19 protein-coding genes are annotated in these 20,590 nt (G+C 66.8%); 10 read left to right on the top strand and 9 right to left on the bottom strand.

Translation table 11 applies throughout. The annotated features are described in order from the left end of the window. Positions 1–126: 126 nt before the first annotated feature. Positions 127–1,416, top strand: coding sequence for a helix-turn-helix transcriptional regulator (locus J0I99_RS12060; protein WP_291397857.1), 1,290 nt, complete (start codon positions 127–129; stop codon positions 1,414–1,416). Between the two features lie 103 nt (positions 1,417–1,519). After that, a complete protein-coding gene (locus J0I99_RS12065; protein WP_291393686.1) occupies positions 1,520–1,792 on the top strand; it encodes a hypothetical protein in 273 nt (90 codons plus the stop codon). On the opposite strand, the gene J0I99_RS20305 is transcribed toward J0I99_RS12065, so the two are convergent. Both J0I99_RS20305 and J0I99_RS20310 read right to left on the bottom strand, forming a co-directional pair. After that, entirely contained in the window at positions 1,793–2,083 is a 291-nt protein-coding gene (locus tag J0I99_RS20305; RefSeq protein WP_367115404.1) for a GNAT family N-acetyltransferase, read from the bottom strand. Next, positions 2,053–2,250 carry a hypothetical protein gene (locus tag J0I99_RS20310; protein WP_367115405.1) on the bottom strand — a complete coding sequence of 66 codons (198 nt, stop codon included), beginning with the start codon at positions 2,248–2,250 and terminating at the stop codon, positions 2,053–2,055. The genes J0I99_RS20305 and J0I99_RS20310 overlap by 31 nt, the downstream gene beginning before the upstream one ends. Before the next feature lie 187 nt (positions 2,251–2,437). Here J0I99_RS20310 and J0I99_RS12075 point away from each other — a divergent pair, with 187 nt between their 5' ends. Continuing rightward, positions 2,438–3,595 (top strand): MFS transporter, encoded by a 1,158-nt coding sequence (locus J0I99_RS12075; RefSeq protein WP_291397858.1) that lies wholly within the window; start codon positions 2,438–2,440, stop codon positions 3,593–3,595. A gap of 79 nt (positions 3,596–3,674) precedes the next feature. Here J0I99_RS12075 and J0I99_RS12080 read toward each other — a convergent pair whose 3' ends face one another. The 5 genes from J0I99_RS12080 to J0I99_RS12100 form a co-directional block, all read right to left on the bottom strand. Further along, the gene (locus J0I99_RS12080) at positions 3,675–5,213 is read right to left on the bottom strand and encodes a permease (protein WP_291397859.1); all 1,539 of its coding nucleotides are present in this window, start codon (positions 5,211–5,213) and stop codon (positions 3,675–3,677) included. Further along, entirely contained in the window at positions 5,213–5,980 is a 768-nt protein-coding gene (locus tag J0I99_RS12085; RefSeq protein WP_291397861.1) for an ABC transporter ATP-binding protein, read from the bottom strand. The genes J0I99_RS12080 and J0I99_RS12085 overlap by 1 nt, the downstream gene beginning before the upstream one ends. Before the next feature lie 76 nt (positions 5,981–6,056). Further along, positions 6,057–6,845, bottom strand: coding sequence for a ribonuclease (locus J0I99_RS12090; protein WP_291397862.1), 789 nt, complete (start codon positions 6,843–6,845; stop codon positions 6,057–6,059). 22 nt (positions 6,846–6,867) lie between these two features. Further along, complete coding sequence (gene cfa / locus J0I99_RS12095) at positions 6,868–7,962, bottom strand: cyclopropane fatty acyl phospholipid synthase (protein ID WP_291397864.1); 1,095 nt, start codon at positions 7,960–7,962, stop codon at positions 6,868–6,870. Positions 7,963–8,081: 119 nt separating this feature from the next. Further along, positions 8,082–10,052, bottom strand: a complete 1,971-nt coding sequence (locus J0I99_RS12100; protein ID WP_291398004.1) for a bifunctional 2',3'-cyclic-nucleotide 2'-phosphodiesterase/3'-nucleotidase — start codon at positions 10,050–10,052, stop codon at positions 8,082–8,084. A gap of 239 nt (positions 10,053–10,291) precedes the next feature. Between J0I99_RS12100 and J0I99_RS12105 the strand changes: the two genes are divergently transcribed. The 3 genes from J0I99_RS12105 (at position 10,292) to J0I99_RS12115 (ending at position 12,214) form a co-directional block, all read left to right on the top strand. Next, positions 10,292–11,206 carry a neutral zinc metallopeptidase gene (locus tag J0I99_RS12105; protein ID WP_291397866.1) on the top strand — a complete coding sequence of 305 codons (915 nt, stop codon included), beginning with the start codon at positions 10,292–10,294 and terminating at the stop codon, positions 11,204–11,206. 3 nt (positions 11,207–11,209) lie between these two features. Further along, positions 11,210–11,731: a cupin domain-containing protein gene (locus J0I99_RS12110; RefSeq protein WP_291394316.1), complete on the top strand. Its 522-nt coding sequence runs from the start codon at positions 11,210–11,212 to the stop codon at positions 11,729–11,731. A 237-nt stretch (positions 11,732–11,968) separates the two neighbouring features. Continuing rightward, the gene (locus J0I99_RS12115) at positions 11,969–12,214 is read left to right on the top strand and encodes a hypothetical protein (protein WP_291394317.1); all 246 of its coding nucleotides are present in this window, start codon (positions 11,969–11,971) and stop codon (positions 12,212–12,214) included. A 92-nt stretch (positions 12,215–12,306) separates the two neighbouring features. Here J0I99_RS12115 and carA read toward each other — a convergent pair whose 3' ends face one another. Then, positions 12,307–13,512 carry a glutamine-hydrolyzing carbamoyl-phosphate synthase small subunit gene (carA, locus tag J0I99_RS12120; protein ID WP_291397868.1) on the bottom strand — a complete coding sequence of 402 codons (1,206 nt, stop codon included), beginning with the start codon at positions 13,510–13,512 and terminating at the stop codon, positions 12,307–12,309. 141 nt (positions 13,513–13,653) lie between these two features. Here carA and J0I99_RS12125 point away from each other — a divergent pair, with 141 nt between their 5' ends. Next, on the top strand, positions 13,654–14,106 hold the full coding sequence (locus J0I99_RS12125) for a GatB/YqeY domain-containing protein (protein WP_291397870.1): 453 nt from the start codon (positions 13,654–13,656) through the stop codon (positions 14,104–14,106). Between the two features lie 6 nt (positions 14,107–14,112). On the opposite strand, the gene J0I99_RS12130 is transcribed toward J0I99_RS12125, so the two are convergent. Next, positions 14,113–15,276 carry an MFS transporter gene (locus J0I99_RS12130; RefSeq protein WP_291394320.1) on the bottom strand — a complete coding sequence of 388 codons (1,164 nt, stop codon included), beginning with the start codon at positions 15,274–15,276 and terminating at the stop codon, positions 14,113–14,115. Between the two features lie 152 nt (positions 15,277–15,428). On the opposite strand from J0I99_RS12130, the gene J0I99_RS12135 reads away from it, so the two are divergent. From J0I99_RS12135 to rpoD, 3 genes are all read left to right on the top strand, one after another. Beyond that, the gene (locus J0I99_RS12135) at positions 15,429–15,995 is read left to right on the top strand and encodes an HdeD family acid-resistance protein (protein ID WP_291397872.1); all 567 of its coding nucleotides are present in this window, start codon (positions 15,429–15,431) and stop codon (positions 15,993–15,995) included. Between the two features lie 355 nt (positions 15,996–16,350). Beyond that, positions 16,351–18,306, top strand: a complete 1,956-nt coding sequence (dnaG, locus tag J0I99_RS12140; RefSeq protein WP_291397873.1) for a DNA primase — start codon at positions 16,351–16,353, stop codon at positions 18,304–18,306. 173 nt (positions 18,307–18,479) lie between these two features. Next, positions 18,480–20,552, top strand: a complete 2,073-nt coding sequence (rpoD, locus tag J0I99_RS12145) for an RNA polymerase sigma factor RpoD (protein ID WP_291397874.1) — start codon at positions 18,480–18,482, stop codon at positions 20,550–20,552. The last annotated feature ends 38 nt before the right edge of the window (positions 20,553–20,590 follow it).

Genomic DNA, 20,590 nt, shown 5'->3' on the forward strand with positions numbered 1-20,590 from the left:
ATCGGTTGATCCTTCCCTGCTCGCTTCCTATCCTTCCTGATATCGATTACATGGCGCGGCACAGCGATTTTGCTGTAGCCTGCGAATGCGGCGCAATGAGTATTCTCTGTTCGGCTGGAGTAGCCGATGCTTGGCGATAAGGTTCGCGGTGCGTTCCGCGCTACCAACCGACCGCTATCGACGCGACAGCAGGCGCCGCCACAGCCGCCGTTCCAGAAGACTGCTATCGATGTCATCTGGACAGGGTTCCGCATCGATGCCGACGCGGTGACCCCGTTCCTGCCCGACGGACTTGTGCCCTCCCCCACCAGTATCGGCATTCTCGGGATCTATACCGCGCCCAGCGGCAGCGGGATCGCTCCCTATCGGCGCGGCGTAGTGGGCGTGTCGGCGCAGGGTGTGCCGGGCTCCGACATAGGCGAGGGCATGTTCGTGATGGGCGACATCGTGGACATGCCGGGATGCGAGGTGATGCGCGACCTCTATTCGGACAGCGTGGTCGAGGGCACGGCGCTGACGTGGCCGGAGGCCGACCTGCTGCATGGCGTTGCCAGCGTGGATGGCGTCGACTGGCTGCGGGCCACCATCCGGCCCTCCCGCCAGGTGCGCCGCGACCTGACCGGCGTCGATACCTTCCTGGGGCACACGCGGGCGGGGCTTATCAAGTATGCGGACTCGACGCTGGCCGACCTCGACGACGCCGAGGTGATGTCGCTCGAGATTACCGACGATGCGCCCGACTACATGCAGGCCTTGCGACCGCTGGAATATGTGTTCGGACTGCACGCGCCGCGCGTCAACTCGATCTGGAGCGAACCCCGGGTCGTGGGTCCGGGGGCGTCGAAGAATGCCGCGAGCGTGTTTCTGAGCCTCATCGACGACACCGGTCGCGCAGCCGCGATCGTGCGTGAAGACGGAACGCTGCTCGAAGCCAACACCAGGGCGCTGGCGCTGCTCAAGCTCGATGGCTCGGGCGTGGGGGAACGGCTGCTGTCCAACGTGCCGGCCGAGCGACAGGCACTGGCGCGCGCGCTGCGCATGAGCGTCGGGCGAACGGGACCCCGCCTCTCCGACCCCGTGCTGATGCAGCTTCCCGGCGGCGGCTACGTGCTCGCCTATGTGCTGCCGCTCGAGCATGGTGCACATGCCAGGGATTCGGCGCTTGTGCTGCTGGCCGACATGCACGGGCCGGAGCGGCGCGATGCGGCGCAACTGCTCCAGCTGTTCGGATTGACGGCCGCCGAAGCACGGCTGGCGGCGCTGGTCGGGACCGGCATGCCTCCGAAGGCAGCGGCCGGCGAACTGGGCATTTCCGAGCACACGGCGCGCTCGACGCTGAAGACGGTCTACGACAAGCTCGAGATCAAGAAGCAGTCCGAACTCGGCCACCTCGTGGCGCGGCTGCAATATTCATAGCAGCAATGCGCCGGACGCGTAGCAACCCCACAATTGCGGGGTGCGCGCAGTGGCAAAGCGGCAGATTATCGGACGCGCTAGCTTTGGTTCCGGAAACTCGACCGTGCTCAAACTCCTCGACAAATCTTCCCCCCTTGGGAGGCCGCGACTGGTCGGACTCACGGTGGGCGACGTGATCGCCATGCTGGAAACGTTCGACCCATCAGCGCCGCTGCTGGTGAACGGGGAGAATGGCGGGCTCGAGGAAGTGCTCGGCTTCCGCGCCACCGGCGTGGCGCTCAACGTCAACAGCGCCGAAGGCTTCGGTCCGCATGACCTGCCCGATCCCGGGCGGCGGCCGGACACGGTGGCAGTGGTGCTGCGGGCAGCCGGCTGACTACAACGCCAGTTTGAAACCTTCGTGGCTCTTCTGGAACCCCAGCCGCTCGTAGAAGCGGTGGGCGTCCAGCCGTTTCTTGTTCGAGGTGAGCTGGACCAGGCCGCAGCCGCGGGCGCGCGCCTCGGCGACGGCCCACCGGATCATCTCGCTGCCCAGACCAAGGTTGCGGTGGTCGGGAGCGACGTGGACCGCCTCGACCAGGCAGCGCCACTCGCCGAGCCGGTTGATGCCGGGGATGAAGGTCAACTGCAGTGTACCTACCGGACGGCCGGCGAGTTCGGCGACCACCAGCCTCTGGTGGGATCGGCATCGATGGCCGCCAGCGCGGCGAGGTAGCGCGGATGGTCGGGCCGGTCGGGTTCGTCAGGGGTGGCAGCGACACTGTCGTCGACGATGAGGCGGACGATGAAGCCGAGATCGGCGGCGCGTGCATCGCGGTAGGAGAGGCGGCTCACTGCAGATCGTCCCCGAAACCCAGATATCGAGCCGACTAGCGGAAACGATCGATTCGAGGAACCTCGGTGTCCGCTGCCGCCCGGCGGCGCCGACGATGCCGGTCCGGCTTGGCTGAAAGGTCTAGGCGCGGCCGCTTGACCGAACAATCGGACTCTCTGCCTATTGGCGCGGGGAGAGGGGCCTTCGATGGACGCGAGACTGCTGTGGCTGGCGCTTGGGGCATTCGCCGGCAGCGTCGAGAGCTCGCTCATTGTCGTCGTCATGCCCGATGTCGCCGCCGAAGTCGGGGTCTCCGTCGCCGAGGCCGGTTGGCTGATCTTCGTCTACTCGCTGGCCTATGGCATCGGCACGCCGATCCTTGCCACGCTGTTCGGGCATGTGGACCGACGCACCGTGGTGGCGGGGGCCGAGTTCCTGTTCGGAACCATGGCGCTGCTGTTTGGCCTGCTGCCGGGCTACCTGCTGCTGCTGGGGGCGCGCACCTTCCTCGCGACCGGCGCCGGGATGTTCACCTCGACCGCGCAATCGACGGCTGTCAAGCTCGCGGCGCCGGGCAAGCGCGGGAGCGCGATCTCGACGGTGGTGATGGGCGGCTCGATCGCCGTGGCGCTGGGGGCGCCGCTGGCGGCGCTGGTGGCGAATACGCTGGGCTGGCGGGTGGCCTATGTCGGGCTCGGGGCCATCGCAATCCTTGCGGCGGTAACGATGTGGCTGCGGCTCCCCGGCAATATCTACGGCGACAGCCGGACGCTGCGCGAGCGGCTCAGCGTGCTGAAGGTGCCGGGCGTGCCGATGACGCTGCTCTCGTCGGGCCTGCTGGTCATGGGCACGTTCACGTTTTTCAACTTCCTGGCCCCGGTGACGACGGACCTCGTCGGGCTCGACAGGTCGATGATGCCGCTGGTGATGCTGGCGTTCGGGTGCGGGGCGATGCTGGGCAACCACTTCGGCGGCCGGATGGCGGACCGATACGGCGGCAAGCGGACGACGCTGCTGATGATCGGGATCGTGATTGCCCTGCTCGCCGGATTGCCGTTGCTGGTGCAACTGCCGCACTGGATCGCCGGACCGGCCTTCTTCGGCTTCATGCTGATCTATGGTGCGACGGCGTGGGGGGTGATGCCGCCGCAGCTGCATCGGCTGGCGTCGCTATCGGCAAAATCGGTGCAGCTGTCGGCGGCTCTCAACCTGACGGCGATGAATATCGGCGGCGCCCTCTCGGCGCTGCTCGGGGGCGTGGTGCTCGAACGCTGGGGGCTGACCTGGCTGGCACCCGTGGGGGCGCTGGTGGTCGTGCTGGCGCTGGTGGCGGCATGGCTGGCCCCGGCGGGCAGCGAGCACTAGGGGCTCCATCGGTGATCGCCGGACCACCCCCTCGATCCCTCAAGGGGGAGGGAGGGGAGAACTGCCGGGGAGGCCTAGCCTAGACGCGCTTGCCCTTGGGGCTCAGGGCGTAGGCGACGGCGAGGACGACGATCGCCAGGATGGCGGGCAGGGCCGCTATCCACTGGTTGCCGGCGACGAGCACCGCGGCACCGGCCCACATGATCGAACTCAGGGCCTCGGAGATGGTGGCGACGCGCGAGGCGACCTGGCGGCGGCGGAACATGGCGCGGCGCATCGGCACGCGGAACCAGAGCTGGATGGCGGTGGCCGAGCCGGCCGAGACGGCGACGAATGCAGCGGTGATCCAGGCGAGTTCGAGCGAGGCGATGGCGAGGCAGACGAGGACCGGCGCGAAGATCGCCGCAACCGACATGGTCACGGCCTCGATCTTGGCGATCAGCACGGCCCGGGGCGAGATCGGCGCGGTGACGACGAGATCGTGCGCGTCCTCGCCCGAGATGGCGAGCCAGCTGAGGCCGCCGGCGAGCTGGCCGGCCGCCATGACGATCACCGGGATGACCACGACATAGGTGCCGGCGTTCTGTCCGTAGGAGACCCACAGGAACAGCGCCGGCGGGAACAGGTAGAGGATCTGCATCAGCGTCTGGCTGAGCAGCCAGGGATCGCGGCGCAGCAGCTTCCATTCCTTGACGCGCAGGGCGTGGCGCTGGCTGGCCTGGCGGAACGGGCGGGTGGAGGCGGTCTGCTGGACGCGGGTGGCCGAGACGCCGGCGGCGGCGATAGCATTCTGGGCGAAGCTGGCCGATGTCAGGCGGATCACCAGGGCGAGCGTGCCGAAGCCGAGGGCGACGACGAGCAGCATATCGGCGACGTTGCCCATGGCGGCGCGGGCCGGCAGCCAGATCAGGTTGCCCACCTCGGGCGCCGCCGTGATGAACTCGGGCGACTGCAGCACGGCGTAGCGGTTCATGTTGCCGAAGCTGAGAATGGCGACGGCCTGGATGCCGATGACGAAACCGGCGCCGACGATGCCGGCGATGATCTGCGCCGCGAGGCGCGTACGGGCGGGACCGATGGTGCGGAACAGGCCGATGGTGACCAGCACGGAAATTGCCGCGGCGAGCGCTCCGAAGCCGGCGAGCACGCCGTAGGCGGCGAGCCATTTCGGCCCGTCGTGGGCGGCGAGGGTGTTGATGATCGGGCTGGCCAGCAGGCAGGCGAGCAGCACGGTGGCAAAGGCGGTGGCGCTGGTGCGGACGGCGAAGACGCGGGCCGAGGAGGCGGGCGAGCTCAGGATAAGGTCGAGGTCGGAGCGCGCGTAGTAGGCGCGGGTGATCGACTCGAGCGCCTGGCTCAGCATCACGGTCCAGAACAGGAAGCCGGTGCCGGTGACGGTGACGAGCGTCGCCTTGTCGGGGCCGATGCCCGCGGCCATCCACGGCGCCATCAGCGCGTTCGCGAACAGGTGCAGGCCGATGTAGAACAGGGCCAGCACGCCGAACAGGACGATGCCGCGCACCCGCTTGCCGGCGGTCATCACGGCCAGCCAGTCGCGCCAGGCAAGGCGGAATTCGTGCGCGGCGAACCAGGATAGGGTGGCGGGGGCGAGGCTCATCAGGCGGCGGCCTCGGTGGCGAGGTCGGCCTCCTTCTGTGCGACCAGATCGAGGAAGATCTCCTCGAGCGTGGTCTCGCGGCCGATGCGGGTGCGCAGTTCGGCGAGCGTGCCTTCGGCGACGAGGCGGCCGTGGTTGATGACGCCGATCCGCTCGGCCATGCGCTCGGCGACCTCAAGGATGTGGGTCGTCATGATGACGGTGACACCGGACGCGACCTTCTGCTTCAGCACGTCCTTGACCTGGCGGGCCGAGCCGGCATCGAGGCCGGTCAGCGGCTCGTCGAGGATGATGAGGCGCGGATCGTGGACGAGGGCGCCAGCGAGGGCGACCTTCTGCAGCATGCCCTTGGAAAAGCCGCCGCAGCGCTCATTGGCGTGGGGGCGGAGGCCGAGCCAGTCGATCAGCTCATTCGAATGGCGCTCGGCCTCGCGCGCGTCGATGCGCCAGAGGCCGGCGACGAACTCGAGATACTCGAGCGGGGTGAGGCGATCGTAGACCATCGGCTCGTCGGAGACCCAGGCAACGATCTGTCGGGCGGCGATCGGGTCCCTGGCCGTGTCGATGCCGAGCACAGAGATCGAGCCGGCGTCCTGCCTGAGCAGGCCCGCGACCATGCGGAGAATGGTGGTCTTGCCGGCGCCGTTGGGGCCGAGCAGGGCGTAGAACTCGCCCGCCTTCACCTTCAGCTCGAGGTCAATGACGACCGGCCGGTCGAAGCTCTTCCGGAGCCCGGAAATATCGAGTGCGAACTGGGAGTTGGACATGTGCGGCCCCGCGGATCTGTGCGGAGCCTAGCCGGCAGCGATTGAGGCCGGCTGAACGCGGCCGGTAAACAATTCGCTATTGCGATCCAACAGGATCGACGATGCCGCCGGAGCAGCCTCCATCGGTGGGGCGGGCAGCGCGGATGAGGTCGGACATGCGGGTGCTGTCCGTGACGGTGCCCCACAGGCCGACGGTGACCTCGACGATGATGCGGCGGCTGCCGTCGTCCTCGCAGGCGACGCGGACCCGCTGGCCGGCGCCGGCGCCGAAGGAGTCGTCGAAGGCGGAGCGGATCTCGGCCTGGGTCAGCTGCTTGCCGATGCTGCCGGCGAAGAGGTCGCGGACCCGCGAGGCGTTGAGCTGGGCGAGCAGGGCCGTGGCAGCGGAGTAGTAGGCCGCCTCATCAGCGCCGTAACAGGTGCCGTGCCTGGTCCACTCGTGGCGCTCGAGCTGCGAACGGGTGCCGGGCATGACTTGGTCGAGGGTCTTGCGCAGGTCGGCCGGCAGGTCGACGGGCGGGAGCTGTTGCCAGCGGCCGTCGCGATCGAGCTGCTCGATAGTCGTGGGCACGCTGCAGTATTCGTCGCGTGGCCACAGGCCGTGGAGCGAGAAGTGGCTCGCGTCGAAGCGTGACTTTCCCATGCTGGCGCATTCGGGCTTGTTGCGAACCGTCTCGCAGAAGGCCGGCTCCCAGCTGGCGGCCAGGATGAGGAACTGGTCGGAAGCCTTTGATGCCGTGCCCCGGGCGCTGGTCTCGACCGGTGCCGGCGTTGGCTGCTTCGGCGCCTCGGGCTGGAGCCAGAGGTACACCGCCAGCCCGACAAGCAGGGCGGCCACGAGCAGGAGGGAGAGCCGGGCGTTCATCCGCCGATGCTATCGCCCATGCTCAACGCTGCGTGACGTAGCCGTCCGGCACGCCGCGGGTCGAGAGCACGAACTGCCAGACCTGCAGCACCTTGGCGCGGAAGCCGCCGGCGCAGCACAGCAGGTAGTATTTCCACAGGCGGTAGAAGCGCTCTTCCTCGGGCGTGCGGTCCTTCTTCCAGTTGCGCTCGAAATTCTCGTACCAGGCGCAGAGCGTCCTGTCGTAGTGCGGGCCGATATTGTGCAGGTCGATGACGGTGAACAGGCCGTCGATGGCCCTGCCGACCTGGGCGATGGAGGGGATGACGCCGCCGGGGAAGATGTACTTCTCCAGCCACGCCTCGATGGTCTCGGTGGACCATTGCGAGCCGATGGTGTGCATCATGAACAGGCCGTCGTCCTTGATGACGGAGCGGGCCTTCTCGAAATAGGCGCGGTAGTTCTTGTGGCCGACGTGCTCGAACATGCCCATCGAGACGACGTGGTCGGTCTTGCCGCCGAACTGCCGGTAGTCCTGCACGCGGAACTCGATGGGCAGGTGCTTGTAGCGCTCTCGGCCGTAGGCAGCCTGGTCGGGCGACACCGTGACGCCGACGCAGCGGGCGCCGTATTTCTCGGCGGCAAAGCCCATGAAGGCGCCCCAGCCGCAGCCGATGTCCCAGACCAGCTGGCCCGGCTTTACGCCGATCTTGCGGCAGACCAGGTCGAGCTTGGCCTCCTGTGCCTGGTCGATATTGGTGACGCCGTCGGGCCAGTAGCCGCACGAGCCGGTCATGCGGGCGTCGAGCGAGGCCTTGTAGGCTTCCGTTTCACTGTAGTGCATGTCGGCAACACGCCTGGAACGCGCGATATTCTGCATGTTCAGCACACGGGCCTGGACGACCTGCCAGATCAGGTTCGGCGTGGCGCGGATTCCCTCCGGCACCTTGGAGGACAGGACCTTGTTGAAGAACTCGGCCATGTCTTCGACATCCCAGATGCCGTCCATGTAGGCCTCGCCGAGGCCCAGGGTGCCCTGGCCGTAGAGGCGGGTCCAGAATTCGTTGGAATGGATCTGCGGGTCCCACGGACGGGACCCGTTGAGAACAATATCCGCCTCCTTGAGGAGGACTTCCATTTGAGGGGTGGCGCCCATCGAATCCCTGCTCAATTTCGAACTGTAGAACAGGGGAAGCCAAAGCCCGCCAAGGGCCTAAGTCAAGAGCGGCAGCCAGGCTGCCGCTCCCGGGGACTCACCTAGAGGGTGATGCGGTACTGGCCGAAGCCGTATTCGTTGGTGTGGCCGGTCGCCTCGATCTTCACCGCGGTCACGTCGGCGAGGTGGTCGGCTGCCTTGGGGCCGGTTTCGAACAGCACGGTGCCGCCGAGCGGGGCGAGCGACCAGTTGCTGTCGGCCTTGGGCTGGATGGTCTTCTGGTCGACGATGTAGCGCACGATGATGTCGCGGTTGGTGTCGGGACCCTTGAAGACGATCTTGTCCGGCCCGATGCCGGGGAAGCTGCCGCCGCCACCGGCGCGGTAATTGTTGGTGGCGACGACGAACTTCTGGGCCGGGTCGATCGGCTTGCCGTCGAACATCAGGTCGACGATACGGCTTTCGGCGTTGCCGAGGTCCTCGCCCTTGGGGCCGTATTTTGACGGCCTGGTGATGTCGATCTTGTAGGTGACGCCGTCGATCACGTCGTAGTTATACGACGGGAAGTCGGGGTTGATCAGCGGCGCGTCGGTGGCGCCGGCGGCGACCTGGTTGAAGATGCCGGCGGAGCGGTCGAGCCAGTTCTGCACGTCCTGGCCGGTAATCACCACGGCCTGGATGGTGTTGGGGTAGAGGTAGAGGTCGGCGACGTTCTTGATCGCGACCGGACCCACCGGCACGTCGGTGTAATAGTCCGGGCCGCCGCGGCCGCCGGCCTTGAACGGGGCAGCGGCGGACAGGATCGGCAGGCCGTCCCAGTCGGTGCCCTTCTGCATCTGCTCGAGGTACCACTTCTGGGCGATGTTCACGATCTGCACCGACGGATCGTCGGCAACCAGCGCGAAATAGGAGTGGAGCGGCGCAGCGGTCTCGCCGACGGGGCGGCGGACATAGGCGAGGGTCTCGTCGTGGTCGTCCTGCGCAGCGGCAAGGACGGTGGCGACGCTCTCCACCTTCGGCTTCACCTTGCCGTCGACGCGCTCGTAGATCGGCCGGGCCTCGGAGGTGTGGGAGACGATCGACCACTTGCCGTCGTCGGACTTTTCGAGCAGCAGGTCGATGAGGCCCATGTGCGAGCCCCAGAAGCCGGCCATCACGGCAGGCTTGCCGGCGAGCGTGCCCTTCTCGAGATCGGCGCCCTCGACGCCCTCGAAGTCCTTGGAGTTCGGGAACACCAGGTGCTGGTGGCCGGTGAAGACGACGTCGATGCCCTCGACCGCGGCGAGCTGCAGCGAGGCGTTCTCGCCGATGCCGATATCGGCGGCGATGCCGGAATGGGAGAGGGCGATGACCAGGTCGGCGCCTTCTTCGCGGATCTTCGGCACCCAGGCCCTGGCGGTCTCGACGATGTCGCGGGTGTTGACCTTGCCGCTGAGGTGCGTCGAGTCCCAGGTCATGATCTGCGGAGGCAGGAAGCCGATGAAGCCGAGCTTGACCGTATGCGTGGTGCCAGCGCCGTCCGTGATCTGCTTCTCGATGATCTTGTAGGGCGCGATGTAGGTGGTGTCGCCGAGCGGATCGGCGGCGAGTTCGCCCTTCACCAGGTTGGCCGAGACGATCGGGAAGTTGGCGGCGGCGATGGCGGCATCGAGGAACTCGAGGCCGTAGTTGAACTCGTGGTTGCCGAGCGTGCCGGCTTCGTAGCCGAGGGTGTTCATGGCCGCGATGATCGGGTGCGGCTCGTTGGTCAGGCCCTTCTCGTAGGCGATGTAGTCGCCCATCGGGTTGCCCTGGATGACGTCGCCGTTGTCGACGAGAATCGAGTTGCCGGCCTCGGCGCGGATGGAATCGATGATCGCGGCGGTGCGGGCGAGGCCGAGCGTGTCGTTGGGGGCGTCGGCATAGTAGTCGTAGGGGAAGACTGCGACGTGCAGGTCGGTGGTCTCCATGATGCGCAGGTGGGCCTGGCCGGCCGCTGCCTGGACGGCGAACGGGTGCAGGACCACCGCCGCGCCCAGCGTCGCTGAGCCGGCAAGGAAGGCACGGCGGGAAATGCCATTGTGGTAATTCATGTTGGAAGTCTCCCTGAGCTGAATGATCGTCTGGGGGACGGCCGCAACTGCCGTCTGCCGCTCGCCGATGCGATGCGACATCTCCTCTCCCGCCTGCGTGACGATGCAATGACGGGTGGCGGCATCAGAGTGGCTTTTGACCAGGCGGTCAACAACGCTGTTGGGCCGGCCGGCAGGGAACCCGTTTGCCGCTCCAGCGCTTATTGATAGAATTGAGCGTCAGTCGGAGACCAATCCCCATGAAATGGCAGGGGCGTGAGCGCAGTTCCAATATCGAAGACCGCCGCAGCCAGGGCGGCGGCATGGGCGGTTTCGGCGGCTCCGGCGGCGGTTTCCGCATGCCCGGGGGCGGCGGCATTCCTATGGGGCGCGCCGGCGGCGGGCTGGGACTGGTCGGCATAATCATCGTGCTGGGCATCATCTGGGTCGCCACCGGGCAGAACCCGATCGACGTCCTGACCGGCGGTGGCGGCACGGTCGCGCCGCAGAGCAGCCAGTGGTCGCCGCCGCCGAGCTCGGCGGGCCAGGACGAACTGGCCAACTTCGTCGGCGTGATCGTCAAGGACACCGAGACGTTCTGGGGCGACGAGTTCCAGAAGCACAACTCCACCTACACGCCGCCCAAGGTGGTGCTGTTCACCGAGGCGACGCAGTCGGCCTGCGGCGTGGCCCAGTCGGCGTCGGGACCGTTCTACTGCCCGAACGACCAGAAGGTTTACATCGACCTGAGCTTCTACCAGCAGCTGCGCGACCAGTTCGGCGCGGCCGGCGATTTCGCCCAGGCCTATGTGATCGCGCACGAGATCGGCCATGCGGTGCAGGACCAGACCGGCGTGCTGCCCGAGTTCAACCAGCGGCGCGGCTCGATGAGCCAGGACCAGCAGAACGCCTACTCGGTGCGGGTCGAGCTGCAGGCCGACTGCTATGCCGGCGTCTGGGGCTACTGGGAGAACCAGCAGAACTACCTCGAGCAGGGCGATGTCGCGGAGGCGATCAATGCCGCCAACGCGATCGGCGACGACACGCTGACGCGCGGGCAGGTTAGTTCGCGCAACTTCACGCACGGCACGTCGCAGCAGCGCATGGCCTGGCTAAAGCGCGGGCTGCAGACAGGCGACGTGGCGCAGTGCGACACGTTCAACAACAGTATCTAGATCATGTCCGGACGCGTGGACGGCCTCAGGATCGAGAGGTTCTTCGACGACGGGACGTTCCCGAACAGCCGGCTGCCGCTGCTGTTCTACGAGCAGGCGCTGCCGAGCTACGCGTCGGGGCCGGACCAGATGGAAGCGCTGTTCGTGGAGAATGGCTGGCCACCGTCCTGGCGCGCCTCGGTCTTTACCTACCATCACTACCATTCGACCGCGCACGAGACGCTGGGGGTGGTTGCCGGATCGGCGCGCCTGATGCTGGGCGGTCCCGAGGGGCAGACGTTCGACGTGGAGCCGGGCGACGTGATCGTCATCCCGGCTGGGGTGGCGCATCGCCGGCTTGATTCCAGCGGCGACTTCCTGGTGGTGGGCTGCTACCCGCCGGGCCAGACGTGGGATCTGCTGCGGGGCGAGGGCGGCGAGCGTCCGCGTGCCGACCAGAACATCGCCCGAGTGCCGCTGCCGGGCACCGATCCGGTTGTCGGCGCAGGCGGTCCGCTGGCCGCGCACTGGCGACGGGTCCAGTAAGTCCTTGCGGGCTGCGCAAACCGCGCCAGACGCGGGCGCTGTCCGGCCGGTTCCCGTTCACGACCGGTTTCCCCCAGTTCCCGAAATGACCGGAAAATGACCCTCGGCACGCCGTAGTGCGGCCGGTCTGGGGGCACATTCCGGCCTAGTCTGGTGGGGCGGACGGCGTTGAAGCCTCCGCCGGCGCCTCGCCCACGGGGCGCCGTTTCCAAACCTCACATGGAAGGGAAGGACTCCATGAAGAAGCTCCTGATCACCGTTGCCGTCATCGGCATGTCCTCGGCCGCATTCGCCGAGGCGCCCGACATTGCTTTCGCCACGGCGGATGCGGATAGCAGCGGCGGAGTGAGCCTTGCGGAGGCCCAGGCTGTCTGGTCCGATCTGGACGAAGCGGCGTTCAAGGCCGCCGATACGAGCCAGGACGGCTTGCTCGACCAGGCCGAGTTTGACGCCTATGCGGCCACGCAGGAAGACGCCGAGTAGAGCGCGCCCGCGTGACGGAGAGGGCCGCCCGGGAACGGGCGGCCCTCTCGCCATCGCTGCATCAATAGCGGGCCCTGGCGAGGGGCAACTGCCTATGCGGCGGGTTTTTCGTGTTCCGGCTGCTGCTCGAGGCCCTTCTGGGCGCGCACCAGGTTGAGGAAGCGGGTGAACAGGTAGTGGCTGTCGTGCGGGCCGGGGCTGGCCTCGGGGTGGTACTGCACCGAGAAGATCGGCTTGCCCTCGACCTCGAGGCCGGCATTGGAGCCGTCGAACAGCGAGATGTGCGTCTGCCTGACGTTGCCGGGCAGGCTTTCGGTATCCACCGCGAAGCCGTGGTTCATCGAGGTGATCTCGACCTTGCCGGTGGTCAGGTCCTTGACCGGATGGTTGGCGCCGTGGTGGCCCTGGTGCATCTTCTGCGTCTTGCCGCCGACGGCGAGGCCAAGCAGCTGGTGGCCGAGGCAGATGCCGAACATCGGCTTGCCGGTGTCCATCAGCGCCTTGATGGTCGGCACGGCATATTTGCCGGTCGCGGCCGGATCGCCGGGGCCGTTGGACAGGAAGATCGCGTCGGGGTTGTGCGAGAGCACATCCTTGGCGGTTGCCGTGGCGGGCACGACGGTGACGCGGGCGCCCTGGTGGGCGAGCTGGCGCAGGATGTTGCGCTTGGCGCCGTAGTCGATGGCGACGACGTGGAACTCCGGGTTCTCGAGCCGACCGTAGCCGCCGGTGCGGGTCCATGGGGTCTGGTCCCAGTGGTAGGTCTGGGCCGTGGTGACTTCCTTGGCGAGGTCGAGCCCTTCGAGGCCGGGGAAGGCCTTGAGCTCGGCCAGGATCGAGGGCTCGTGGAAATAGCCGTCGGGCGCATGGGCAATGACGCCGTTGGGCATGCCCTTCTCGCGGATGCGGGCGGTAAGCGCCCGGGTGTCGATGCCGGCGATGCCGATGATATTGCGCTTCTTCAGCCAGGCATCGAGCTTTTCGACGGCGCGGTAGTTCGACGGGTTGGTGATGTCGGCGCGCAGCACGCAGCCGCGGATCCCCGAGAGCGCGGCCATGTTGACCGTCTCGATGTCCTCGTCGTTGGTGCCGACATTGCCGATGTGGGGGAAGGTGAAGGTGATGATCTGGCCGGCATAGGAGGGATCGGTGAGGATCTCCTGGTAGCCGGTCATCGCTGTGTTGAAGCACACTTCGCCGGCCGCGTGGCCGATGGCGCCGATGCCGTGCCCCTCGAGGCGCGTGCCGTCGTCCAGCAGCAGGAGGGCGGTCGCGGGCTTTTGCTGCCAGCCGGTCATGGCGGGGCTCCAAAGGTTCTGGTCGGTGTCGGTTGAGGCCCCTCCTTAGTCGGGGGGCCGGCGGAGCGCAAGTGGCGCACCGGCTTTATTGCGCTATATGGGGTGAGACAAAGACAATCCAAGCGTAGTGGAGACAGCCGGATGCGTGAAGCGATCAGCGAAGGATACAAGGCGGCGCTCAAGGCCGGCGACAAGCGACGCACCGCGACGCTCAGGGCGATCAACGCCGCCATCAAGGACAAGGAAATCGACGCGCGAGGGCAGGGCAAGGAGCCGCTCAACGAGCAGGATGTGCTCGCCCTGCTGCAGAAGATGGTGAAGCAGCGCGAGGAATCGCTCGGCATCTACGAGAAGGCCGGGCGCGAGGATCTAGCCGTGGTCGAGCGCGAGGAGATAGCGATCCTCAACGAGTTCCTGCCCAAGGGGTTGAGCGAGGCCGAGGTCGAGGCGGCGATCATCGACGCGATCCGGAAGACCGGCGCCGAAGGGGCTAAGGACATGGGCAAGGTGGTGGCTGCGCTCAAGGCTGAATTCCCCGGGCGCATCGACTTCGGCAAGGCCTCGGCCAAGATCAGGACGGCGCTGGGGGCCTAGCGCGCCTCATCCGGTCGCCAGCTGTCGCCGCTCGAGCCACCAGGAAAGGCTGGCGGTGCCCGCGGCGCACAGGCTGGAAACGACGCCCACCGCCGGGATGTCGGCATAGCTGACGCCGCTGCTGATCAGGATCGCACCGATGGCCGCGCCAACGGCGATGCCGATATTGAAGGCGGTCGAGATCAGCGACGAGGCAAGGTTCGGCGCGGAGTGCGCGGCGGTGATGACGCGGGCCTGCAGCGGGGTGGAGAAGGCGAAACCGAGGATCGACGTGATCAGCAGGTTGACCGTCATCCACACCTTGTCGTGCATGGCGAACAGCATGGTGAAGTAGAAGAAGGCCTGCAGCAGCAGCACGGCGATGAGCGTCGGCATCGGCTTCCAGTCGGTGCCGCGTCCGCCCAGGTAGATGCCGAGGACCGAGCCGAGGCCCCCGACCAGCAGGTAGATGGGGACGATCTCCGGCGCGATCCGGGTGACCTGTTCCAGGATCGGCACCTGGTAGGTGCCGAAGGCAAGCGCGCCGACCATGACGAAGGTGATGGTCAGGTAGCTGAGCCAGACCTGCTGGTGGCGCAGTTCGCGCACCTGGGCCCCGAGCGTAGCGCTGCGCTCGCCGGGGCCGCGGGTATTCGGGACGCGGGCCACCAGGACGGCCACCGCGACGGCGGCGATGGTGGCGACGATCAGGAACGTCGTGCGCCAGCCGAAGTTGAGCCCGATGGCGCTGCCGCCCGGCAGGCCGAGCAGGTTGGCAACGGTAATGCCGGAAATGAACAGCGAGAACGCCGCCCCGCGCCGCTCCGGCGGCACCAGCCCCACGACGATGACATTGCCGGCGCCGAAGAAGGTGCCGTGGGCAACCGAGGACAGCAGGCGCGCGGCCAGCAACATGCCGTAGTCGGGCGCGATCGCACAGAGAACTTGCGCCAGCGTGAACAGCGCCATCACCCCGATCAGCACCGTGCGCTGCGAATAGCGGGACGTGAGGATGGTGAGGATCGGGCCGCCCACTGCGACGCCTGCCGCATAGGCGGTCACGAGAAGGCCGGCCATGGGAATCGAGACCGCAAGGTCGTCGGCCAGCAGCGGCAGCAGCCCGGAAATGACGAACTCGGCCGAGCCGACAGCGAACGCGGCAAGCGCCAGCGCGTAAATGGCAAACGGCATGGAATCCTCGAAACAGCCTCGGCCGTGGTCAGACCATTTCCTCCGACCCGATGCAAGTTTGGCGCGAATGGCGGCCGGCCATCGAAAGCAGCTTCACCAGCACCGAAAATGCGCTAGCCTCCGGTGCAGCAACGAACATTGGAGGCGGACCGATGGCTATTTCGAGCGATGTCAGGAAGCGGTGGGCGTGGATCACGGGCCTGCGGGGGCTGCTGATGCTGCTCGCCGGCATATATGCGGTGATCTTTCCGGCCCAGGCGCTGGTGGTACTGGTGCTGTTCGGTGGTGCGCTGCTGCTGGTCGACGGCATCCTGGGCCTGTGGAGCCTGACCTTTGGCGGCGCCAGGACCGGCAATTTCTGGTTCGACGTGGTGCGCAACGCGCTCGCCATCATCACCGGTGTGCTGATCCTTATCTCTCCGCTCATCGCGACCGTGCTGACGACGACGTTCCTCGTCTATCTCGTGGCGTTCCAGTCGATCTTCGTGGGGGTGATGGAGATCTGGGTGATCGTGCGCGAGCGCGAGCACTACGCGCGGATCTGGCCGGTGCTGCTGTCGGGCATCGCCTACGTGATCTTCGGGATCGCGCTGCTGTTCTTCCCGCTGACCGCGGCCTGGGTGTTCGTCGTTCTGGGTGGGGTGCTGGCGATCATCTTCGCCATCGGGCTGTTCGGGCTGGCCTGGCGGATGTACCAGTCGGCCAAGGGCGCCGCCTAGGCGCGGGAAAGCCCCCGACTGGCCACAGCCATCGGGTTCCTGCTCAGTCTGTGCCGCCTCCGAGGAGGCGGCATGGGCGGGACTTCGTCCCGGTGGCGGTCGTCCGCCGAACTGTACAAGGTTGGGACTCTCGCCCCGCCCATTGCGATCGGTCTTTTGGCCCTCCGGCACCACGAAGCGATGCAGGAACCGAAGAACCCTAGCAGGGACGGCTCCCCACTAGCCCGAACCTTCTCCGCGATGCCCCGTCGGCACCTCGCGTCGAAGAAGTGGTGGCAAGCTAGCATGGCTGGTATCAGCGGGGATAAGTCACGGGCGGGATGACTTTGCCATGCCGCCGACCTAGGTATCAGCCATGCGCTTCTCCGACGGCTTCCTAGATGAAATCCGGCAGCGCCTGCCGATTTCGCAGGTGGTGGGCGAGCACGTCATCTGGGACAAGCGCAAGAGCCAGCCGGGGCGGGGGGACTTCTGGGCGTGCTGCCCGTTCCATGGCGAAAAAAGCCCGAGCTTTCATGCCGACGACCGGCGCGGCATCTACCATTGCTTCGGCTGCGGGGTGTCGGGCGATCACTTCCGCTTCCTGACCGAAAAGGCCGGGATGAGCTTTCCGGAGGCCGTGGAAAAGCTGGCCGGAATGGCCGGCCTGCCGATGCCGGCGCGCGACGAACGCGAGGAGCAGCGCCAGGAAGCGCGGCGCACGCTCTACGACGTGATGGAGATCGCGACCCAGTATTTCGAGGCGGCGCTCAGCCACAATATCGGGGCGCGGGCGCGGGGCTACCTGCACGACCGCGGGGTGAGCGCGGCGGCGCAGACCCGGTTCCGGATCGGCTACGCGCCCGACAGCGCGAACGGGCTGAAGGAGCACCTGGCCGCGAACGGCGTCTCGGCCCAGGAAATGGTGGACGCCGGCCTCGTGGTGGTGCGCGAGGATTCGCCGCTGCCTTACGACCGGTTCCGCAACCGTGTGATGTTCCCGATCAGCGACTTCCGCGGCAAGGTGATCGCCTTCGGCGGGCGCGCGCTGAGCCCCGACGTGCCGGCCAAGTACCTCAACTCGCCCGAGACCGAGCTCTTCAAGAAGCGGCTCAACCTCTACAACGGCCAGACGGCGCGCGAGGCGGCACGGGCGGGCAAGGCGGTGATCGTGGTCGAGGGCTATCTCGACGTGATCGCCGCGGTGATGGCCGGGTTCGAGGGCACGGTGGCGCCGATGGGGACGGCGCTGACCGAGGATCACCTGCAACTGCTGTGGCGGATGAGCGAGCAGCCGATCCTCTGCTTCGATGGCGACAGCGCCGGGCAGCGCGCAGCGGCGCGGGTGACCGAGCTGGTGCTGCCGCACCTGCAGCCGGGGCGGACGGTGAAGATCGCGACCCTGCCCGAGGGGCAGGACCCCGACGACCTGATCAAGGCAGAAGGCCGAGGTGCTTTCGCCGACGTCATCGACCGGGCGCGCTCGCTCAGCGACGTGATCTGGAGCATCGAGACCGGCGGCATCGTGCCCGAGACGCCCGAGGCGCGGGCGGCGCTGGAAGCGCGGCTCAAGGCGCGCGCCAACGCGATTGCCGAGCCCAGCGTCAAGCGCCACTACATGCAGGCCTTCGACGAGAAGCTGCAGGCCTTCTTCGCGCCGGTGCGGCAGCAGCGCTGGGAGGGGCGGCGCGACAGTCCGCGCGGTGGCGGCCGTGGCGGCCAATATGGCGCGCGCTCGAACCCTCAGCCGGGGGGCAGGGGCAGTCCGCGCGTGGTGGTTTCGGACACGCTGAGGAATTCGCGCCTGCTGAAGCCGGGCAGGGGTGTCGACGCGACGCCGCGCGAGGCTGCCATCCTGATGACGCTGGTGAACCACCCGGCGCTGGCCGACAGCCGGCTCGAATCACTTGCCTCGCTGGAGCTCTCCTCGCCGGCCTCGCGGAACCTGCTGGGGGCCATGCTCGACCTGGTGACGCGCAATCACGAGATTTCTGCAGCGGAGCTGAAGGCGGCGCTGGGCGCGCGCGGATTCGGCGAGGCGATCGAGAAAATGCATGATTTGCTGGCGCGACAGGGGGTTTGGCAGAGCGCAGCGGAGATCGCCGATCCGGACGCGGAGATCGGATTAAGGCATGCGCTGGCCTTGCATTACAAATCGGTTGAGCTAAATAAGGCCTTGAAAGCAGCCGAATTGGCGCTGGGCGAAGACCCGAGCGAAGAAACATTTGAGCGGCTGCGGGACATCCAGAACCAGATCACCACCGTCGATGGCACAGAGGCATTGATCGAAGGGTTTGGTTCGTTATCAGGTCGCGCGACACGCAGCTTTTGACGAGGCGGCGGGTACGCGCGAATTCGCATTTGGGCGAATCAGTGCTGATGACGGACAAGTGACGGCATATCGGAAAACGTCGCGCCACCCTTTCCCTTTACGATGTCTCAAGCCGTGACCACTTAACGACTTATCGGCGCCCGACCAGGCGGGCACCCGGAGCAGCAAGCTAGATGGCCACCAAGGCAGCGACACAGACGAAGCCCAAAGACGTAGAGAAGCCGGAAACCGGCGCGCCAGAGACTCCCGATAGCCCGCTGCTCGACCTATCCGATGCCGCGGTCAAGAAGCTGATCAAGACCGCCAAGAAGCGCGGTTACGTCACCTATGAAGAGCTAAACGCCGTGCTGCCCTCGGAGGAAGTCACCTCCGAGCAGATCGAGGACATCATGGCGATGTTCTCCGACATGGGCATCAATGTCGTCGACGAGGACGAGGTCGAGGAAGCCGAGCCGGATACGGCCGAGGAAGAGTCCTCCGAGATCGCCGAGCGCACCGGCACCGCGGTCGCCTCCAAGTCCAATACCCGCGAAGGCAGCGACCGGACCGATGATCCGGTGCGCATGTACCTGCGCGAGATGGGCTCGGTCGAATTGCTCAGCCGCGAGGGCGAAATCGCCATCGCCAAGCGCATCGAGGCCGGTCGCGAGACCATGATCGAGGGCCTGTGCGAGAGCCCGCTGACCTTCCAGGCCATCATCATCTGGCGCGACCAGCTGGCCAACGCCGAAATCCTGCTGCGCGACATCATCGACCTCGAGGCCACCTATGCGGGCCCCGACGCCAAGCGCGAAGCCCCGGTGATGCCGTCCGAGATCGAGCGCCCCGCCGACAAGCGCGAGGAGTCAAAGCCTGCCGCCAAGGCGAAGCCGGCGCCGCGCAAGGCCGCGGGCGACGACGAGGACGACTACGTGCCCGAGGAGCCCGAGGCGCCGCAGGATCCGGTCGAGGAAGAGGACGACGACTTCGAGAACTCGCTGTCGCTCTCGGCCATGGAAGCCGAACTCAAGCCCCAGGTGGTGGCGACGTTCGACCGCATCGCCGAGGCCTATGGCAAGATGCGCAAGCTGCAGGACCAGCACACCGAGGATCGCCTCGCCGGCGCCGCGCCGGCCAGCGCGTCCGACCTCAAGAAGCTCGAGGGCCTGCGCGCCGAAGTCATCACCGACGTGAAGTCGCTGAGCCTCAACCAGGGCCGCATCGAGAGCCTCGTCGAGCAGCTGTACGACATCAACAAGCGCCTGGTGCGCCTGGAAGGCCGCCTGCTGCGCCTCGCCGAAAGCTATGGCGTGAAGCGCGAGGACTTCCTCAAGGCGCACTACGGCAGCGAGCTGGACCAGGACTGGGTCGGCACGATCTCGGAACTGGGCAGCAAGGGCTGGACCGAGTTCGCCAAGCGGGAAGTCGACACCATCAACGAAATCCGCGGCGAGATCACCACGCTTGCCACCGAGACGGGCCTCGACATCGCCGAGTACCGCCGCATCGTGCACAAGGTGCAAAAGGGCGAGCGCGAGGCTGCCATCGCCAAGAAGGAGATGGTGGAAGCCAACCTTCGCCTCGTGATCTCGATCGCCAAGAAGTACACGAACCGCGGCCTGCAGTTCCTCGATCTCATCCAGGAAGGCAATATCGGCCTGATGAAGGCCGTGGACAAGTTCGAGTACCGTCGCGGCTACAAGTTCTCGACCTACGCCACGTGGTGGATCCGGCAGGCGATCACCCGCTCGATCGCCGACCAGGCCCGCACCATCCGTATCCCGGTGCACATGATCGAGACGATCAACAAGATCGTCCGCACCTCGCGCCAGATGCTGCACGAGATCGGCCGCGAGCCGACGCCGGAAGAGCTCAGCGAAAAGCTGCAGATGCCGCTCGACAAGGTGCGCAAGGTGCTGAAGATCGCCAAGGAGCCGATCAGCCTCGAGACGCCGATCGGCGACGAGGAAGATTCGAACCTCGGCGATTTCATCCCGGACGTGAACGCCATCCAGCCGATCGATGCGGCGATCCAGTCGAACCTGCGCGAGACCACGACCCGCGTGCTGGCGTCGCTGACGCCGCGCGAGGAACGCGTGCTGCGCATGCGCTTCGGCATCGGCATGAACACTGACCACACCCTCGAAGAGGTGGGCCAGCAGTTCAGCGTGACGCGCGAGCGTATCCGCCAGATCGAGGCCAAGGCACTGCGCAAGCTCAAGCACCCGAGCCGGAGTCGGAAGCTGAGGAGCTTCCTCGACAACTGACGGAACAGGATCAGGGCGCCATGCCGACGATTTCCATC

The organism is Devosia sp. (assembly GCF_017307495.1).
GTDB lineage: Bacteria > Pseudomonadota > Alphaproteobacteria > Rhizobiales > Devosiaceae > Devosia_A.